Origin of the sequence: Xanthocytophaga flava, from assembly GCF_030068545.1 — a bacterium.
In the GTDB taxonomy this organism is placed as follows: Bacteria; Bacteroidota; Bacteroidia; order Cytophagales; family 172606-1; genus Xanthocytophaga; species Xanthocytophaga flava.
Genome location: NZ_JASJOR010000011.1, coordinates 214,661 through 234,638, shown reverse-complemented (window position 1 = coordinate 234,638; position 19,978 = coordinate 214,661). Strand labels below are relative to the sequence as shown.

Sequence of the window (19,978 nt, the reverse complement as noted above, 5' to 3'; positions counted from 1 at the left end):
AGTTTCCTCAAATATCTATCTCTTCTTCTAGTCTATTATGCTACTCTCAGATGACTGGTATCAATTAACGGATGAGTTGCAGAACTTTCAGGATGACTGACATCAGGAATCCAGCCATTCTTTGAACTGAGGAACCCTATCCCGGCTTACATACACCTCTTCTTCCTCAGGCGGATTCAGTTCGAGCTTTAGTCGTCCATTGAAATGATTATGTATCTTGTGAATAGCTTCGAGAGAAATCAGACGATTGCGACTGATACGATTAAACTTACGACTATCCAATTGGTCCATCAATTGATCCAGTGTTTGCTCAATTACATATCGCTGGTTATCGAATGTAATGAGGAAACTTAGTTTTTGGTCACTCTTAAAATAAGCCACATCTGAAGTTCGTATTACCGCTAACTGACTTCCTTTCTTTACCAGAAAACGTTCTTTAAAACCTTCTTTTGGTTTTTCCGGCTGTAGCTTCAGTCCTTTCTTCAACAAGCGGTATTCCAGATTCTCATATTTCTTGATGGCACTTCGTAACTCATCCAGATCAATGGGCTTGAGCAGATAATCGATACTATTCTGCTTGAATGCATGCAACGCATATTGATCAAAAGCTGTAGTATAAATAATAGGTGCCTCAATAGGAAGCTGGCGGAATAACTCAAAGCTTTCCTGGTCTTCCAGCTGAATATCCGAAAATATCAGATCTGGTTCGGGATTATTCCGGAACCAGTCCAGACAACTTTCTACTGAGGGTAAAATGGCAAGGATTTCGATAGAATCATCGATTCGCTGTAATTGATTACTTAGCTTTTCGGCTGAGAAAAATTCATCTTCAATAATGACAACTTTCATGCTTCTTCTGTTAATAAAGGCAATCCAACCTTAAACACCTGTCCATTATCCTCTACCTGAATGGATTTGCCAATTACATACTTATATCGGGCTTCCAGGTTTTTTAATCCAATACCTGTAGATTCCACCTGAGTATCTTTTTTATTCAGGGTATTTTCTACCCATACTGTATTATCAGCTGTATATATTTTCAGTTCCAGTGGTGATGTATCTGAAATCCGATTGTGTTTTACTGCATTCTCTACCAACAACTGAATAGACAAAGGCAATACATATACAGGCTTTTCAGCAATCTTTACATCGAGTAATACTTTATTATAGAAACGAACATTCAGTAAAAAACAGTAAGCCTCAACCACCGATATTTCTTTTTGCAAGGGCACCTGCTTTTCATCGTTATGCTCCAGTACATAGCGATATACTTGTGCCAATTTGGTTATAAACCGATCTGCCAGCACAGGATCCTTATATACTACTCCACTTAATACACTTAAACTGTTAAACAAAAAATGAGGGTCCAGTTGTTTTTTAAGGCTTTCTACTTTTGCTATCAGATTTTCCTGACGGAGCCGTTCCTGTTCCAGCAAAGATGCTTTCCACTTACCAAATAAAAAAGCCCCTTCGTTAATAGCAATGAATAATAAGGCTAACAGAAACGAGACAAAAATATTCTGTAACACAACACCAATAGAAATAGAAACTTCTGATACCAGTGCATTGTATGTCAGAAGCCCTACAATCAGTACTAGTGAAGAGAAAACAAAGATGCTGGCAACTTCATAACTCAGGTGTTTGATAATACTCTTCTCCCATGGATAGAAATAAAGAATTAACGCCTGAATCAGTTTGCTTCCTTCCCAGATTACGAAACTGATCAGTGTAGCTACAAAGATCCAGAGAAAATGCTCTTCAGATCCCAGAATAACAGGAACAAAAAATGTAGGAACAAGAATTCCAAAAGAGAAGACACCCAATAAGGTTGTCCATTTTACGCGAAAAGAATACGTAAATTTTTCTGCCACAGGAATAGGTTTAAGATAGCATAGTGTTCAGCATGGGTAGCAAAGATAGAAAGAGTATTCGAGCTATATATGCTTGTCAATCTGAATTTGAACGCTTCAGCTCTAAAACAAAAATGCCCAATCCTAGGATTGGGCATTTCTTATGAATTTTTCAGATAAGAAAATTCTCGTTTTTACTACTTTGGCACTACTTTAAATGTACCCTGCATATTCATGTAGTGGCCAGGGAAAGTACACACATACATATACTCTCCTGGCTTTTCAGGAGCTACAAAATAAATAGTCTCTGAAGTTTGTGGTTGCAGTTGAGCTGTATGATACAAGACTTTCGGTGTACTTGGAATATAGTTCATTTTTGCCCCATTCAACCCTAGTTTGATTGCCATCTCTCCTACTGATAGTGCTTCTCCTGGTAACGTAATGACAAAGTTATGAAGCATATCATCATTATTATTGAATGTCAGTTTAACCTTGCTTCCTGCCTTTACTGTAATCTGCGACAAATCAAATTTCAGACCAGGTTTAGTTCCTATGGTAATGGTTTGATCAGGTCCGTTGGTCCAGCTGGCAGGCTGTTTTGTTACACGTTTGGCTGTAGGAGCAGCAGTAGTTTTAGTAGCAGTTTTAGAAGTGGTTGCTGCCGACCCCATCATAGCAGCATGTCCTGCATGGGGTGATTTTGCCAGCTGACTTTCCTTCAATACCAACTTCTCTCCTTCTGGCAGATTATTTAGAGTATAATAACCTACACTATGAAGCAACGGCGCTTTATTCTGGCTACGAACTCCTTCCGCTTTTAACTCATGAATATATCCTTCACGCAAACCATCCACTACAATCCGTACACTCAGGCCATCGTCTGCTACTGCAATTCCTTTGATGGTACATGGTTGATTTTCGATAACAGGACTTCCGTATTCCTTCCGGTACATGTAGTTAAAGCTGGTTATCCCATAAGAATTGGCATCACCAGCCGTAACCTTATCAATAGGTTGGGTGAATTCCAGTTCAAAGCCATCCGGGCGGGCTTGCATGGTCTTTATTTCAAAAGGTGTTTTTCCTGTCCACACCAAACGTTGTATTCCATACAAATCTTTTCCGGTGGCCGCCCATCCACGGCTGGTCATTCCAACAAACATAGATCCATCTTCACCCCAGACCATTCGCAAAATTCCTGACTGAAATCCTTCTCTGAATGGAAAGGCAGCACCCTGGTATTGTCCTTTCACTTTTTCCAGATAGATACGCATAATTTTACTTTGTCCCTGATCTCCTACCAGCATCTGACCTGTAAATGGACCAAAAGCACCAGCTGTTGTGTCTACCAGAATGCCTGAGGTAGAGATACCCAGAATGCCTTGAGGAAACCAGATAGCAGGTAGCTTTAGTCCTTTTATCGTTTTAGCCACCTCATACATAGGCTTTCCAGTACTGGGGATATCAGAAAAGCGAAGTTTTACAGGTGAGCTGGGATCATCTGCCCATTTCAGTCCTTCCGGATTTCCTACGAAATCGCCGACCTCTACATGAGTCATCCGGCCTGAACCTACCCAGTCACCCTGATTCTCTGCATAAAATATAGATCCATCAGGCAATACATTGAATCCAGCCGGGGAACGCATACCCGTTGCAACAGGAGTCATTTTTCCATCTGGTGTTACTTTCAGCATCCAGCCATGCCATTTGGAAAGTGAAGCCCCACGCCCAATCCAGGCAAGGTTCAAGGTAATCAGCATGTCATTGTTTGGCAGGATTACAGGGCCATAGGAATACTCATGGTAATTACCAGACAAAGGCCAGGAATAGATTACCTCATAATCATCTGCGCGGTCATCCCCGTTGGTATCCCGAATGCGGGTTAATTCACTTCGTTGTGTCAGGTAAAAAGACCGATTGTGATACGCCAGCCCTAAGGGTTCGTGTAATCCCTGAGCAAATCGTTTAAAATAAGGCACTCCCTGATTACGCATATAGGGATTTTCGATCAGCCAGATATCTCCTTGTCGGGTTGAGGCTGCCAGTCGGCCATCGGGCATAGTAGTTAAACCACCTACTTCCAGAGGAACATCTTTCGGAATAGGCAGTGTAACCATCTGGTAATAGTCGGCCTCAGACTCTGCTGTTTTCAGTTCCTGAGCCATTCCACTTCCTACACAACACAATAAAAATACACTCAGCCATCCGGACATATGCTTTCTGGAATGTTTTCCGGTTGACTTGGCTATAGTAGAGTTAAAAGATAAAACGGAATATTTTTTCATAATCAATTACTGTCCAAGAAAGAAATGAGAAATTGTGAATCTGTAAGCCCTTTATCATACTTTGCGTCTATTTATCTGTGGGCTCCTACTCTTTTTACCAGATTAACTTACTCTTAATAGTGGTGCCATTGCTAGTTGGGCTTACTGATATTAGCAGTTCATCCCTGTTTTTCGACTTCCGGATAATAGGCTTAAGCTCTTTGGCACCTTCCACTTCCAGATAATAGGCTTTGTCATTCACACTATACACTCCTTCAGATAACTGTGAAATACGAGTTCCACTAGCCAGTAAGTACCACACATTTCCACTGGCACTTCCCTTTAGCTGCACCTGACGTACAAACGCTTTATTATTATCTTCAGGCCATAGTTGATCCTGTACAGCCAGATTGCCTATTGTATACCGGAATGCAGGTCTACCTTGTTCATCCACAGAGTATCCTTTGAACTGGAAATCAGCAGATACAGAATCTGGCCACATGGTATCTTTTCCAGACAGTACCGCCACAGAAGGTTCGCCTGTCATTTCAATTATACTACCTGCAGGCTTGGCCAACTGAGGTTCTCCCCGATCATGCCACATCTCTGTTGCGTCCAGGAAATTACCTTTCCAGATCCACAAAAGGCCACCTTGTTTCAGATCCATTGTATAATGAATGTTTCCAGGTTCTCCTATCGAAATACAATTTGTCTTCTTCCGGTTATTGTGCCAGATAAAGCTGCGTATCATACGGGTTTCAGGAGCACGCACCAAAATAGGCTCTACATATTCAGGGTCAGGAAGAGAGGTAGGTAAAGAAAGCATCTGACGAGCTACACCTGGTCCTTCCACATATAAACTCATTTCCGAACGTAACCAAGGGTCTTTGCTGCGGAAGTATGTTAACGCAAAAGTATGATTTCCAGCCTGTAAGGTGATAACACCATTTGTCCATTCGTCCGGATAGTGAAATCCTTCATAGGTAATAATTTTCTTTCCATCAAGGGTCAGAATGGCCCCTCCCATACACTTGAGTTCAAACAAATAGTTTCCCATACTTGGTACCTGAAGTGTTCCAGTCAGTTGGAGAGCAAAGTCATTGGCACCTTCAATCAGTTGCATATGCTCTTGTACAGCCCCCTGCTTTTTAACTTTAGCCTTTGCTACATCAGCTTCTGCATACATTTTGCCTTCTGAATACTTATACTGCACTTGGGAAAGTTGTACAAACGGTTCATCATAACGTTTGTAACGGATATTACGAAAAGCAACCGGACCATGATCTCCCTGTAACATCAAAGGACCAAAGGGTTTCTCATCCTGAAAAGCAGCTGCACGGGTAGGACCTGTTACTTCTACATTCTCATGTACTACTACTCCATTGTGAATCACTTTTATAAAGCGGGCAGAGGTCAGCTTTTTTCCATTCTTATCAAAAGTAGGTGCCTGAAAAACAATCTTCATCGTCTGCCATAGTCCGGGGGCCCTGCTTACATTCACACGGGGTGGATGTCCTTCATATCCTTTTTGTCCTTCGGGTCTGCTTTCTTCCCAACGCTCATAGATACTTCCACAATCTGACGAACGGGGGCGTGCCACACCCCAGCTATCAAATAACTGAATTTCATATCTTCCTTGCAGATAGATACCAGAATTAGAACCTTTAGCCATCATAAATTCCAGCTCCAACTCAATATTTCCATGTTCAAAGCTGGTAAATAACTGATCTTTGTTTTTATCTGTTGGCTGGTTGACAATAATTCCTTTACCAGAAGAACTTTGCACTATTCCATCAGCAGAACGGTCAACTATAACATCTCCTGCAACCTTCCAGTTAGCGGCAGCAGGTTTAAAGCCACTTAAATCGTCAAGTGAGATTGGAACAAACGGTAGAGCAGTCTGTCCCATAAGCGTTAGGGAATGGCAGCTTATCAGCAAAAAAGCAATCCATAACATACTTCGTAAATAATTCATTCGGGCGTACATGTTTACTTGTGGTTCGGCCATTATTGGATACGTGTATTTCTAACAATTAAAAATCATCTTACATAAATACCAGAAATTATTGGATATAAAAAGGAGTACTCTACCATTTTTTCGGTAATAGCCATTACTGCATTCTATGTACATATTCAGCAAGTGAATCTATTCCACCTTCTTCATTTTCTGTTCTATCACCAGATCAGTATAATCTACCTTAACATGTATCTCATCATATTGCCCAACGGTGATACGACGATTTCCATCTACCTTTACATAGATTACTCCTTTTTGTGGATCACTGATTCGGATAAATGGTGAACCTCCCGAATACCATTTCCGATACAGAACCAATACATCTGTTAGCAAACTATCTGAAGACAGATGTTTGTTCCAGGGTGCCCATCCATCATAATTAAATGAGGTCTGCATCTTATAAATTTTATTATCATAGAAATGAGGATAGAAGTTCATGGATGCAGCATGTTTCAATTCGTGATGATTTAGCTTATACAATACAGATGTGTTATTCTGTCCATCTGTAAAGAGTCCCTTCTTGTTCATCTCCCAACAGTGCAGAAAAAAATTCTTTGAAGTCATTCCAAAAGACATTCCCAAAAATAAACTATCCGCCTGTTTGCCACTTTGCAGCTCTTTGTCCATCACCTCTTTATAAAGTTCAAACCCTTCTTTCTTGTCACAAGCTATACAAGCAATCAGCACAAAGCCAAGTACGGGCAATATTCTCCAATACTTATTTACCATACTCTATCAACTGAATAGTATCGTTGTTTCTTGCAAAGAGAATAATCTTTTTCTTTCCTTTCTGAAGTGTCATAATATCTCTGACTGCTCCTTTAATGCAAATGCCACTCTTTTGCATTGGTACACTTTCAAACTCTCCTTTTCCATTTCCTCTAAGCATCAATCCATAGCTGCCATCATAAATCCCTACTTCCGGTTTGCTTTCATATAGATTGCCTCCTATCAATAAATCTATTTTTCCGTCTCCATCATAATCTCCACTCTCTGTTCCATACAATACAGACCATTGAGCTTCCTTCGGAAAAGCCTTAAACCGGTATTTACCATCCCCTTCACTAATATACACACCACTGCGCAATTCATACGCATCGAGCTTCTTCGCTTTCCCTAATTCCCCTGCATTGAAAATCTCCTCTATGCTTTGTTCTTTGTATTGGGAATAATGTACATACTTCTTTTTCAGATAAGGCAATGCACTTACCAGATCATGACGCAATACTATGGGATATGGCATTGACGCATTATAACAACTTACAATTTGTTCCACTGTGCCATTTCCATCCATATCACCTACATACATACAAACCGGCTTATCTGCACTAGCCTTGAAACGCGAATTCAAACCATGGTTCAAAGCTACTATATCTTCCCTCCCATCTCCATTTACATCCACGACCTTCAGTCGGTTCCACCATCCATTGCTCTGCAAAAAGCCAACCTTTTTGCTTACTTCTACCAAACGTCCTGATTTATTAGCAAACAAACGAAGGCCCATATACTCTCCTGCAATCACCAGATCCTTCCACCCATCCCCATCATAATCCAGCCATTGTCCATCGCTGACCATACCCGCTGACAATAAGGGAGAGCATACTTGTTCAGTCACATCACTAAAAATACCTTTCCCATTATTTTCAAGGATATACCCTTTACAGGCATACCCATACCGGAAAGGTTGCAATCGAACACCTACAAACAAGTCCATGTCTCCATCTTTATCATAATCAGCAACCCGTACAGACGAACTACTCTCAAACAAAAACGAAGGCAATACCTGGGGGGATTTACTGAAGTTTCCTTTCCCATCATTGATATACAGACGGTCAATCAGAGCAGTCGAATTAGGTGAAAATTCGTTACCTCCACTACATACATACAAGTCCATATCTTTGTCGCCATCACAATCGAAGAAAATAGCATCTGTATCTTCGCTCAATTTATCTTTTATGAACAAAGCCTGATTAGTGCACACAAACTCTCCGGAAGGGGTCTGAACAAACAAGGCTCCGGACTGATCCTTCGCACCTCCAATGTAAAAATCCTCCAAGCCATCGCCATTTATATCTGCTTTGGCCAGATGAGGCCCTTGAGTGGAAAGCATATGAAAAGTCAATGGGTCACGATCAAAATCTGAAAAAGGATTTTCCTGATGCAGAAAGTCAATTCCATAATTTTTTTGAGCACTATGAAAAAGAGAAGTGACAGAAGAAATGGATTCAGGACTTTTATAAGAAGCCAGCAAGGCATTAGGCTGAGCAATAGTCAGATGCTGATTAGGTTTAGGCTGTAGCAAAATACTTTTTTGCCCCAATGGCCAAAGTACTACTACAGAATCAATCTGTTTAGCAGCTCCCACTCCAAGAGTAAGCTTTTGATCTACAGAAGATTCAAAACCTCTCATTGGCATCTGCTCCTGAAAAGCCAGTGAAGATTTCCCTTGTTGTGACTGATAATAAACACTCACCTGAGCCCCAATGCCAAAGCGGTTATTTCCTTCACCTTGCAGAGTCAGTTGCAGAAACTGGTGTTGAGGATGAAGCTGGCGGGATTGATTCTGATAAATGAAACAAGGCATATTCACATTATTAATCACCAAATCCAAGTCACCATCATTGTCCAGATCACCATAGGCAGAGCCATTGGAGAAGGAAGGTTGATCTAGTCCCCAGGAGTGAGCCTGGTTCACAAAAGTCAGATCTCCCTTATTTTGAAAAGCATAGTTACTCAGTGCTTCAGAAGGGATCTTATCAATCAGATCTTTAATAATGTTTGTTTCTTTGTTGAGTATTTTCTGTCGGATTTCATTGGTTGTATTAGCTGTATACTGAATATAATCCTGATCGGTAATATCTTTGTAAATACCATTGGCCACAAAAATATCCTTGTACCCATCATTGTCCAGGTCAGTGATTAACGCTCCCCAACTCCAGTCAGTAGCATGTACACCTGCATAGCGACCAATTTCACTGAAAGCCACTGTACCATCTATTTTTGCAGGTCCTCTGTTGAGTTGTAGGGTATTTCGTACAAACTGCTGATAGAATCCACTTTTTTTGTCAGCCTGGTATTTATTCCATGTCTCGAAGGTTGTTTTGGTTTTCACACGGGCTTCCTGTTCGGGAAACATATCCGTTACATAAATTTCCGGATACCCATCATTGGAGATATCGGCAATATCAGCCCCCATAGAGTTCATGCTTATTTCACGGATACAAGATTCCAGCATCTCTTGGAAAGTTCCATTCTGTTGATTGATGTAGAGATAATCCCTTTCAAAAAAATCGTTGGACACATATATATCCGGCCAGCCATCCCGATTGATATCGGAAATTGTCACTCCCAGACCAAATCCAATCATACTACCATAAATACCGGCTTGCTCACTTACATCTACAAAATGATTATGATCATTCCGATATAGCTTGTTTCCCCCTAACGAATCACGCACCAACCGCTGATCTTGGATCATATAGTAATTGCTCACTGATCGAAATGAATTGTTCAGCAGATAGCAGTCCAAATCACCATCCCTATCATAATCAAAGAAGGCGGCATGTGTAGACAATCCCCTGCTATCCAATCCATATTCCTGAGATCTTTCTGTAAAAGTCAGATCTCCATTATTGATAAATAGCTCATTACTTCGGTTTTTCTTTTTCAGATCGCCGGACTTACATACATAAATATCCAGGTATCCATCCCCATTTATGTCTACAAGACTTACGCCGGTAGACCATACCCCATCAGATGTAACACCTGCCTTTTCCGTGATATCCTCAAACTGAAAGTTTCCTTTATTCAGGTATAATCGGTTGGTTTGTTGATTGGAACAAAAGAAGATATCCGGTAAATTATCATTGTTAATATCCCCAATAGCTACTCCACCACCATTGTAAAAATTGCGGAATGTATAAGGGTTAAATTCTTCTGTATAGGATACATTATTTGAGAAATCTATTCCGGTTTGGGAAGATGGCAACAAAGTAAATAAGGTAGTCTCTGTACCTGTTTGCGAATCTGTACAAGAACTAATCAGACATAATACAATCCACAAAAAGAACCAGACAAACTTGCTATCTCCTGAATGTAATTTTTGTTGTATAGGTTTGCTTCTGCTCATCACACGATTTAATTCTTTCAAAAAAACAGATGATGTAGATTACTTAAAATCAAAATACAGTATAGCAGTTCCAAACAGACTACTATACTGTTATAACAATGGCATCAAGTATCTAATATCCGGGATTCTGCTTCAGATTCTGATTGGCATTGATCTGTGTGGCTGGAATTGGAAAAATATTCAGGTGGTTGATACCAGAAGGTCCGAGATTGTCAGAAGCATCTGCAGCATGAAATCTCCAAGCACTGTTGTATTTTCCGAAACGAATCAGATCCTGGCGTCTAAAAGTCTCTGCAAACATTTCACGTCCTCTTTCTGCCAGAAACGTATCGGCAGTCATCGAAACAAATGGTGTTACACCTCCATGTACAGTCCGAATCTGATTAACCAATGCCAAAGCAATCGGATCATTCCAGTCGTCATTTCTGCGGGCAGTTGCCTCAGCTTTCATTAATAATACATCTGCATAGCGGAACAATGGCCAGTCATTACTCAGATCAGCAGTCATCCCAGTGTAAAACTCCCATTTACCAATTCGAGCCCCTGATTGCCGCCAGGCATTAGGCTGTAATTCATTAATATAGGGAGTAAAGGTAATAGGTGCTCCATTTGGATCAGCAGCATCGGCTCCTCCATCTGTCAGAAGAGAGCCATCGGACATATACTGAGGTCCTACCAGAAAGTTGGATAACCGTTTGTCTTGTGTACCTGTGGTAGTAGTTCCTTTTGTATCCACTCCTACAACTGTACCTTGTGGGCCTGGATTTTGTACAGGATCAATGTAAGACTGATAGAATTCCTGAATAGTAGCAAAACCATTCCAAGGTTGTGCGTTCATTTTATACGTATTCTGATTTTGCATGTGCAGTGTCATCATAGGCATATTAAAGCCTTTGGCATATACTGCATCATAGGGGATAGCCCAGATAAACTCTGTCGATCCTTTGTTTTCTTTTTTAAAGTTATCGCTGTAATTGGTTACCAATGCATATTTACCAGAGTTAATGACTTCATCACAGGCTGCAATGGCTTTTTCCCATTGCTCTGTGCCTGTATATATTTTGGCATTCAGATACAGTTTTGCCAGAGCAGTATACCCTGTATAATAATTGACTCGTCCATAAGTAGATTCATCAGTCGGGCCTGTCTTTTGCAACAGAGGGACATTTTCAATCAATTCCTTTTCTACAAAATCATATACTTGTTGCCGGGTGCTATTTGCAGGTGGTGTTGTAGAGGAGAAATCTGTACTCAAAGGCACATTTCCATATAAATCCAGTAACCAGTAATAATAGATAGCCCTCAGTACTTTTAGTTCAGCAATATAAGCTTTGGACTGATCTGTCCCTAATGGTTCAAAGGTAGCCAGCAAACGATTACAGGTATTGACACCGGAATATAGGAATGTCCACCCGTTAGTGGGTGTAGGGTCTTGTGAAGTGTACGTGTGAGTTTGTAGCCGAACCCAGTGCCCGCCATCACCCCAGTCTGCTCCCCGTGTAGGCACGACCATCTCATCGGTAGTTACTTCGTTCAGGGGGATCATATGGTTGTTTCCACCCCAACCAAAAAGATTCGAATAGGCAGCACCAACAGCTGAAAGAAACTCACGATCTGTTTTGTAGAAATTGTCACTGATTACCGTATCATATAACACATCGGTCTCATCCAGATTGGTACATCCTCCAGCTAAAAACAATCCGATCAGGCAGTATTTTGTAATTGATGTATATTTCATAGGTATGTTATCGTTTAAGTGTAAGTACCTGCCAATCTTTCCTTAATTAGCCTATATTGGCAGTTTTTTACCTGTAGTATAAGTAGATTAAAACTGAACATTAACCCCAAGTGTAAAAGAACGCGTCAATACCCAGGTCTCCCTTCTGTCAACCCCTGGCGCTAACGCATTTCGTGTAACAGCGCCGGTATTGGAAGTACTCTCATCTGCATACCGCACCTCTGGATCTACACCGGTATAGTTTGTAATAGTAAACAAGTTTTGTCCACTCAGATAGGCACGCAGGCTTTTTACTAAACTCCCAGCTGGAAGTTTGAAGTTATACCCCAGTGTAGCGTTATCCAACTTTGCAAAGGAAGCTCGTTCTACAAACCGACTACTGAAGATCTGTCCATCGGTAATGTTAGGATTAAAGTACTTAGTCTTTACAATGTTATAGCTACTAGCTACATTGGGATTCTCATAGAATGCACGATACGTATTGATCAGATCATGTCCGATAGAACCTCTTAATAGAAAATTAAAGTCGAAGTTTTTGAACCGAATTGTGTTGTTCCAGCCAAATTCAAATTTAGGTAAGCCATTGCCTATGATAGTCTCATCCTGATTATCGATCTTTCCATCGTTATTCCGATCTTCAAAAATATACTTACCATCCTCTCCTACACCTTTGTATACCTTACCCCATAAGATACCAATCCTCTCTCCTTCTACCGCTCGGGTAATCTGAGTAGCCTCCTGTCCGGGTGTGCCCAGATTTGTAGCTCCAACATAACTACCAGCCAACTGAGGGTCCAGTTTGGAAAGTACTACATGGAAGGTAGTAAAATTGCCTCCAGTATTCCATGAGAATACATCATTCTTAATAACATCATAACTCAGACTCATTTCAAAACCATTGCTTTTCATGGTACCAATATTCATCCAAGTGGTAGGAACCAGATTGGGTGGAACAGGAACGGTTACATTAAATATCAAATCAGAAGTAGTTCGCTGATAGTAATCAATTGTACCTGACAAACGATTGTTAAATAATCCAAAATCAACACCTACATCAAACTCTCCCTTTTTCTCCCAGCGTAGATCCGGGTTAGCATTCTGATTGGGAGAATAGGGTTGTAAGTACACTCCGTCACCCGCATAGAAATAAGATCCTCCGGAAGTTAGGGTTCGCAATGACAGATAAGAACTGGGTGGTAATGCACCTGTTACACCGTAACTGGCTCTTAGTTTTAGATTATCAATTGCTTTTACACGTAAAATCTGGCTCAGATCCACCCCGGCACTTACCCCTGGAAACATCCCCCATTTGTGATTTGCTCCAAATTGTGTTGAGCCTTCCCTGCGCAATGTTGCAGATAAGAATGCAAGACCATTATAATTCAGATTAACACGACCAAAGAAGGCAACCAATCGGGAGCCGTTTTTAAAGCTGGAAATAGCTCCTAACCCTTGTGCAAAGTCTAGTGCAGAGGAAAGGTTTTGTCCAGAAGCATCTGTAATAAAGTTTCCACCACCTACTGTAAATCCTTGATCCAGAAAATCCTGATAGGAATATCCGGTAAGAGCTGATACCTGTAATTTATCAATCCGCTTTTCATAAGACAGCGTATTTTCATACAGCTGGTTAAAACTTTCATTGTCGTTTTTCCATCCATATCCACCACGGGCAAAGCCACTTACACCTAAAAAGTTTCGGGAATTATAGGAGGTGCGTGGCAGATACACCTGATTGTAAGTACTGGCGGTTTGCTGAGCATAACGAATCAAAAACTTTAATCCCGTAACGATTTCATATTCGGCCGAAGCAGCAAAGTTGAATCGCTTCAACTCCCTTTCATTGGTATTCTGTTTGAGTACTGCTACCGGATTTGAATAATCAACAAAGTTTGCCTCAAAGTATCCTCCCCCTGTCAGATCGTATAACGGATCGGTACTGTAGACAGGAGAAGTAGGATTGTAAATGGCCGCATATTTAAATGCTTCATTGAAGCCTAGTTCTGATTTTCTACGCGTCATACTCAAGGTTAAATTCAATACCAATCTATCCTTTAAGGCTTTCTGGATCAGATTCAATCGACCATTGAGCTGTTCAAAGCCAGTAGTAATAGCTACCCCTTGGGAATTACGGTAATTCACTGAAGCATTGTAAGAGGTACCCGAGGAATTACCACCAGACAAAGAAACATTGTGGGTTTGAGAAATAGCTGTACGAGTAATTTCTTTATACCAGTCTGTGTTTGATCCATAATCTGTACCTTTTCCCAAGGCTCTGAATTCAGCTGCAGACATATGAGGAGTTAACCGGGCTGCACTTTCTGCCTGTACCAGCCCATTATAACTAATGCTGGTAGTACCTCCACCTGATTTGGTTGTAATAATAATTACTCCGGCAGAACCACGTGTACCATAAATAGCAGCAGCGGAACCATCTTTCAATACATCAATGCTCTTAATATCATTGGGATCAACTGTATTTAAGTCTGCACCTATCTGTCCATCAATGACAACAAGCGGTTGGGTATTGGCTCCTAGAGTAGACAAACCGCGCAAACGGATAGCAAAGTTTCCATTGGGATCACCTCCGGGACGGGAAATAGACAATCCGGCAACTTTTCCCTGTAACAACTGAGATACGTTACTAATGTTTCCTTTGTTAAACTGTTCTGCATTGACACTGGCAACTGCACTGGTGATTTCTCCTTTCTTTTGTGTACCATACCCTACTACCACTACTTCATTTAAAGCGGTAATATCCGGAGCAAGAGATATATCTATGGTTGTCCTGTTATTAATAGATACTTCCTGTGAAATATACCCTACAAACGAGAATACTAATGTTCCATTCCCATCTGGTACACTTAATGAATAACTTCCATCAGGACCTGCTACAGTTCCGGTTGTTGTTCCTTTTAAGACTACACTTACTCCAGGTAAAGCTTCTTTATTTTCATCCGTTATTTTACCCTTGATAGTAAGAGCAGTTTGCTCAAATTCCTGATCTTTTGATAGAAGTTGAGGGTATATATAATTTTCTATCAATGAATCTGTCGTATTACGGCTTTCAGCATTGGTACTATCTTTATTTCCTGAATCTTTTAAAGTAGTATCTGAAAAAATCACATAGGAACTTCCTTTTAATCGTTTGTATTTTAAATTATAGGGCTTTAATAGAGAAGAAAGTACTCTTTCGAGTGATCCTGTTTCAATAGCCTGAGAAACAGAAACATTTTTAATAAGCTGGGTATCATAAAAAAATACAACTTTATAGCGGCTCTCCAATTCTGTAATAATAGATTTCAGGGAACGTCCCTGTGAAGCTATTTGTCTGGAACCCGTGGCAAAAACCTCACTGGAAGCCATTATTTGCGCCTGTGCAGCCAGTCCTGTCCAGTAGGATAGATAAAGGCTACTGATCAAAAGTAGTTGTAAAGTATATTTCATAAATCCGTTTGTAAGTGTGTCGGTTTTAATAAATAGGTACATACTATGTTATCTGTTGGGCAGATTTCTATCAAAGACTACCAGATATGGATTGCTTTCATACCTTCTTATGGGTTAGGATGGATAATAATGCTGTCTTTCTTTTGGATGATTTTCAAATTGAATGAACTGGACATAGCCTCCAGCAACACATCCAGATTCTGGATGTCCATGCGTCCGGTAAGTCTTTTATCTTTAACTGTTTCATCCAGCAGCACTGACAAGCCATAACACCTTTCCAGACGCAGAGCTACTTCTGAGAGAGGGGTATCTTCAAAAATTAATTGATTATCTTTCCAGGAGGAATATATTTCCGGGTTCACATTGCGTCGTAACAGTTGCTGGTCCTTATCATTGTATTCAACCAGTTCTCCTGGCTTTATTTCCAAATCTGCTGCCTTCTTACTGGTAGCAGATTTCAGGTGTACCTTAATCTTTCCATTATTCAAGACAACTCTGGTTTGTCCTTTTTGCTTGAAAACACTGAATTGTGTACCAACTACCTCTATATTAAAGTTGTCAGTAGTATGTACCAGAAATTTCTGATCATTGGGTTTATGCCTGACACTAAAAAAACCTTCTCCTTCCAGCCATACTTCTCTCTGATGAGTATTATCCCATAAAACCGGATAATGAAGTCTTGAATTACCATTGAGAACAACAACAGAACTATCTGGTAATACAATACGTCTAACCTCTCCATAACTTGTCTGATACACCACTCCTTTTTGTTGTCCTAAAAAGTACCAGCCTCCTATACCTATCAGTAAGGCTAGTACAACAGAGGCTGCTACACGCATTCTTGTTTTCCAGAATGTTGTAAACTGTACAATCGTTGAGGTAGATTCTGGAAAGTCTATATCTGAGGAAGGCATTATATGTGTCTTGATATTTTCCCATACGGGCTTCAGATCAACTGCGGGACGGTTTGTCACATCCATTTCATACCACTGCTCCTGCATCCATTGCTGCAACAAAAATTCATTTGCGGGATCTTCCATCCAAAGACGTACATAGTATTGTTCCTCTTCTGAACATGCACCCCTCCGGTATTTTTCCAATAATTTCTTGTCCATTCTACAGTATTTTATAGGTACTACGTATAACTGAAGAGGTTCCCCTATTCGGACTTAAATTTTTTTAGAAAAATTTTCAGGAAGGAAAGAAGAATGGATAATTCAAACTTTGGCAAATAGGACAAGCCTAATACTATCTTCTTAGTATAGATACTAGATGTGTACTGGAAGACAAAAAATTGTCTGACCAGCATTTAATGCGGAATAATAGGAGTACTAAAAAGAGATCCAGGCAAGGAACAACAGTACAGACGAACAGGTGTAGTGCTTAAAGTATTCCCGCATAAAGTGTAGTGATTCTGATAACTGGTGTTCTACTGTTTTGGGTGAAATTTGAAGCTGTGTGGCAATTTCCTGGTATGTTAACCCTTCTTTTCTACTTAGAATAAATATTTCTTTTCGTCGTGGTGGCAACTGATCTATAGCTTGTTGATACAATGCCTCCAGTTCATGATATAATAGTTCTTCCTCTGTTTGATAACTTTCGTCCGTCAAAACATGAAACAAATGCTTTTGGGCATCGCTGGTAGACTTTCTTTTCCGGAAACAATCCATTATCAATCGATAAGTAATTGTAAAGAGAAACCCACTTAAAGAATATTCTTCTTTTAATGACTCTCTTTTTTCCCAGAGACGTATGAATGCCTCCTGAACAATTTCTTCAGCATCTTCTCTATTTTTCAGATAGTCGAAGGAGAAGTAATAGATCTTTTTCGCATACAAATCAAAAATTATCTGGAAAACTTGTCTATCTGAAAGTTTTAACCTTTGAATAAGATTTTTTTCGTCCTTCATATCCAGATGATTAAATCAAAACGGTAGTCTGGCAGTAAGAAATAGGTTAAGTGATCTATATAAATTTTTACTAAAAACATCTACAGATAGTTGTCAAAGGGACATTTATCACTTCAGACAAAAATTAAGAGGCAAAAGCTTTTTTTAAGCAATTGCAAAGAAATATATCTGTTTAGTGTTAGGAAAAAGAAGTATTGAGTTTAAGGATTTCTAATAAAAATGCTACATCAATCGCCACACTCTATCAATAGAATTAGAGTATGCCATAAGTCGCAATAGACAAAATTAGTTGAACTAAGAAGCAAGATATGTAAGCACTGATCTTAAAACGTGCAATTATTTGCATTAAAAGTACAAATTATTAAAAGTAAAACAATATATAACCTATATTTTTTCTTTGCAGAAAACAAATGAATAGATTTAATCATCTGCTCCACTTTTTTATAAATAAGGATTTTTCTCCTGAGTGATCACAACAGATGGCAACTCCCTTCTAGCCTTTTCTATTGTCTTGGCAAGCCTATCCTGCACCCACGATAGATCAGAAGTACCACTTATGATAATCTCCTGTAGATTGGGCATTTTTTTGAGATTGGCAAAGAATGAATAGTTGGATGTGGAGAGATCCGCAAAATCACGTCCTGTGATAATAACACGTTCGATTTGTGTCAAATTGGCTATATTAATCAAACCACGGGATAAAGATTTTCCAAGATTCAGAGGGGAAGACTCTCTCCATCGATCCACCTGTATCAGATCCAACGTATGATCTGTGATCAGGCAACGCACAGGCAATTCGGCCAGATCAGGTTGAAAATCTAGTATTCGATCGAAAAAATAAACAAACCATGCTTTAGAAGTTGCGAAACCAATTTCTAATCCTTTTCTCAGAAATACGTCCAGCTTGATCACTTCATGGCGAATAATTTTGTGATTGGAATCCTCCAGAATAGATTTTCGTGCATTGGACCTGAGAAAATGCTGCCAGATAGTAGAACAATGTTTTTCGATTACTTTACGAAAAGCCTCTTTTGTCTCTTTCTGCTGATATCGTTTCATCAGAAAACAGATTGCAAATTCTGTAAAGCGGTTTTCTGGAATTCCACCTTCAAGCATCATTTCCAAAGCCAGTAATGTATTGCTTTCATCTTCTGAAAACAACAAAGCCATCAGACTATCCTCCAGTATTACATCTCCTGCCTTCAAAAAAGGTGTTGCTTCTTTTTCCAGTAGTTCCATCAAATGTTCGGGAAGTGCCAGCTGAACGGTACTAGAATACAATAAAGATGTATCCGTTCTTTCGGTTGGTGAGATAATCAGATGTGTAACACTGTTATCTAATACAGGACTGAACATATACCCTTTCTCCTTGAGTACACCTGACAGCTCCTGTGTCTTACGCTGCTTAATTTTACCTGTTAATGATATAACAGCCTTGTCTTTCGCAAAGCCATCAGAAAATGGATTCCGTATCAATGGTGCCAACTGGACAAATGCTTCTTCCCGAATTCGTTTGTTTGGGTAATCCAGTAGGTGTAATAATGTTTCTTTGTCTAAAAATGTTTCCAGGTCTTTATATACAAATCGCATAAACTGTTTTTGAATTTCTATATCCATCCCCTTTCCTTCAACATAATCACGTAGTTCACTGTATTTTGTCTTCTTATCCTTACTGTACTCAATTTTTTCACCTAATGGGTCGATACTATCCCCACGATAAAATCGAAAATAGATTTGCTCACAGTTGCTAAGTAAAAGCAAATTTTCGTATCCTTTGGTAATACACTTGGAAGTCAGATACAAAGACTTCAGCTTTTTCAAACGACCTATACTGTCCGGAACTACATCAAATCCTATATAATCCAGATAAAGGCTTTCCAGATTTTCCGGAAGATTCACAAAATAAGGGACTAATGAAGTTTCAAAACGTCTTAGATTAGTCGCCTCCAACCGAAAGCTTTTCAAATTTGCTAGCTCTTTAAATGATACAGGAAGAGTATCCAGCTGAGCATTACGAATTACTATTTCTTCCAGATTAACGACTCTTCCCAGAGCAGATAAATCTGCCTTTAGCGGGTAATTATTTACATTGATTACATCCAATGTAATAGAACGAAGATTTGACAAAGAGGCTATCTCTGTCAAAACCTCATCTGAGAAATGATTGGAGATAAGATGAAGTTCTTCTAATTGTGAAAGAGAAGAAAAATTACCCGGAGGTAGACTACGGCAGTCTTCAATAGTCAAGGTCAGTGTTTTCAGTGCAGGCATTCTCCAGACAGACGCAGGAAAAGGAGCAGGCGCACTCCCCAATGAGAGTCGGGTGACGGCTGTAAGTTTATCAAAATGATCCGGATAGGATTTCGAAAATTTATTATCTGTCAGCTTTCCTTTTACATGTAATTCTTTGAGCGTATTCAATTCAAAGATAGAATTAGTAATGATAGGAACTCCTTCTATGGATAAATACTCCAGATTCTTTAATTGAACAATTTCTGATGGAAATTTTTCTTTGGCACCTTTCACTATCAGCTTTTTCACTTCTGTATAGCTAGCCCAGTTTGCTTTGAGAGAATCAGTGATTACTTCTAACTCTTCCATTTTAGAGATAGTAAAAATCAGAATAATA

Annotated in this window: 11 protein-coding genes; all 11 read right to left on the bottom strand. The window is 39.8% G+C overall.

Going from position 1 to position 19,978, the window contains the following annotated elements; all coding sequences use genetic code 11:
* Positions 1–102: 102 nt before the first annotated feature.
* Positions 103–849, bottom strand: a complete 747-nt coding sequence (locus QNI15_RS17745) for a LytR/AlgR family response regulator transcription factor (RefSeq protein WP_313996021.1) — start codon at positions 847–849, stop codon at positions 103–105.
* Complete coding sequence (locus tag QNI15_RS17740; RefSeq protein WP_313996018.1) at positions 846–1,871, bottom strand: sensor histidine kinase; 1,026 nt, start codon at positions 1,869–1,871, stop codon at positions 846–848. Before QNI15_RS17740 ends, QNI15_RS17745 begins: the two co-directional genes overlap by 4 nt.
* A gap of 176 nt (positions 1,872–2,047) precedes the next feature.
* Positions 2,048–4,012, bottom strand: coding sequence for a cupredoxin domain-containing protein (locus QNI15_RS17735; RefSeq protein WP_314032844.1), 1,965 nt, complete (start codon positions 4,010–4,012; stop codon positions 2,048–2,050).
* A 214-nt stretch (positions 4,013–4,226) separates the two neighbouring features.
* Positions 4,227–6,086, bottom strand: coding sequence for a family 16 glycoside hydrolase (locus QNI15_RS17730; protein WP_314032823.1), 1,860 nt, complete (start codon positions 6,084–6,086; stop codon positions 4,227–4,229).
* A gap of 171 nt (positions 6,087–6,257) precedes the next feature.
* Entirely contained in the window at positions 6,258–6,857 is a 600-nt protein-coding gene (locus QNI15_RS17725) for a hypothetical protein (RefSeq protein ID WP_314032822.1), read from the bottom strand.
* Positions 6,847–10,278 carry a VCBS repeat-containing protein gene (locus tag QNI15_RS17720; RefSeq protein ID WP_314032821.1) on the bottom strand — a complete coding sequence of 1,144 codons (3,432 nt, stop codon included), beginning with the start codon at positions 10,276–10,278 and terminating at the stop codon, positions 6,847–6,849. Before QNI15_RS17720 ends, QNI15_RS17725 begins: the two co-directional genes overlap by 11 nt.
* Positions 10,279–10,369: 91 nt before the next feature.
* Positions 10,370–11,995, bottom strand: a complete 1,626-nt coding sequence (locus tag QNI15_RS17715) for a RagB/SusD family nutrient uptake outer membrane protein (protein ID WP_314032820.1) — start codon at positions 11,993–11,995, stop codon at positions 10,370–10,372.
* A gap of 87 nt (positions 11,996–12,082) precedes the next feature.
* Positions 12,083–15,439 carry a SusC/RagA family TonB-linked outer membrane protein gene (locus tag QNI15_RS17710; protein WP_314032818.1) on the bottom strand — a complete coding sequence of 1,119 codons (3,357 nt, stop codon included), beginning with the start codon at positions 15,437–15,439 and terminating at the stop codon, positions 12,083–12,085.
* Between the two features lie 107 nt (positions 15,440–15,546).
* Positions 15,547–16,554: a FecR family protein gene (locus QNI15_RS17705; protein ID WP_314032816.1), complete on the bottom strand. Its 1,008-nt coding sequence runs from the start codon at positions 16,552–16,554 to the stop codon at positions 15,547–15,549.
* Between the two features lie 216 nt (positions 16,555–16,770).
* Positions 16,771–17,349 carry an RNA polymerase sigma factor gene (locus tag QNI15_RS17700; protein ID WP_314032814.1) on the bottom strand — a complete coding sequence of 193 codons (579 nt, stop codon included), beginning with the start codon at positions 17,347–17,349 and terminating at the stop codon, positions 16,771–16,773.
* Positions 17,350–17,790: 441 nt separating this feature from the next.
* Positions 17,791–19,950 (bottom strand): leucine-rich repeat domain-containing protein, encoded by a 2,160-nt coding sequence (locus QNI15_RS17695; RefSeq protein WP_314032812.1) that lies wholly within the window; start codon positions 19,948–19,950, stop codon positions 17,791–17,793.
* Positions 19,951–19,978: the final 28 nt, after the last annotated feature.

Coding starts and splice junctions, on each gene's coding strand:
- QNI15_RS17745 (WP_313996021.1), bottom strand. CDS start 849: ATGAAAGTTGTCATTATTGAAGATGAATTTTTCTCAGCCGAAAAGCTA.
- QNI15_RS17735 (WP_314032844.1), bottom strand. CDS start 4,012: ATGGCTCAGGAACTGAAAACAGCAGAGTCTGAGGCCGACTATTACCAG.
- QNI15_RS17730 (WP_314032823.1), bottom strand. CDS start 6,086: ATGAATTATTTACGAAGTATGTTATGGATTGCTTTTTTGCTGATAAGC.
- QNI15_RS17725 (WP_314032822.1), bottom strand. CDS start 6,857: ATGGTAAATAAGTATTGGAGAATATTGCCCGTACTTGGCTTTGTGCTG.
- QNI15_RS17715 (WP_314032820.1), bottom strand. CDS start 11,995: ATGAAATATACATCAATTACAAAATACTGCCTGATCGGATTGTTTTTA.
- QNI15_RS17710 (WP_314032818.1), bottom strand. CDS start 15,439: ATGAAATATACTTTACAACTACTTTTGATCAGTAGCCTTTATCTATCC.
- QNI15_RS17705 (WP_314032816.1), bottom strand. CDS start 16,554: ATGGACAAGAAATTATTGGAAAAATACCGGAGGGGTGCATGTTCAGAA.
- QNI15_RS17700 (WP_314032814.1), bottom strand. CDS start 17,349: ATGAAGGACGAAAAAAATCTTATTCAAAGGTTAAAACTTTCAGATAGA.
- QNI15_RS17695 (WP_314032812.1), bottom strand. CDS start 19,950: ATGGAAGAGTTAGAAGTAATCACTGATTCTCTCAAAGCAAACTGGGCT.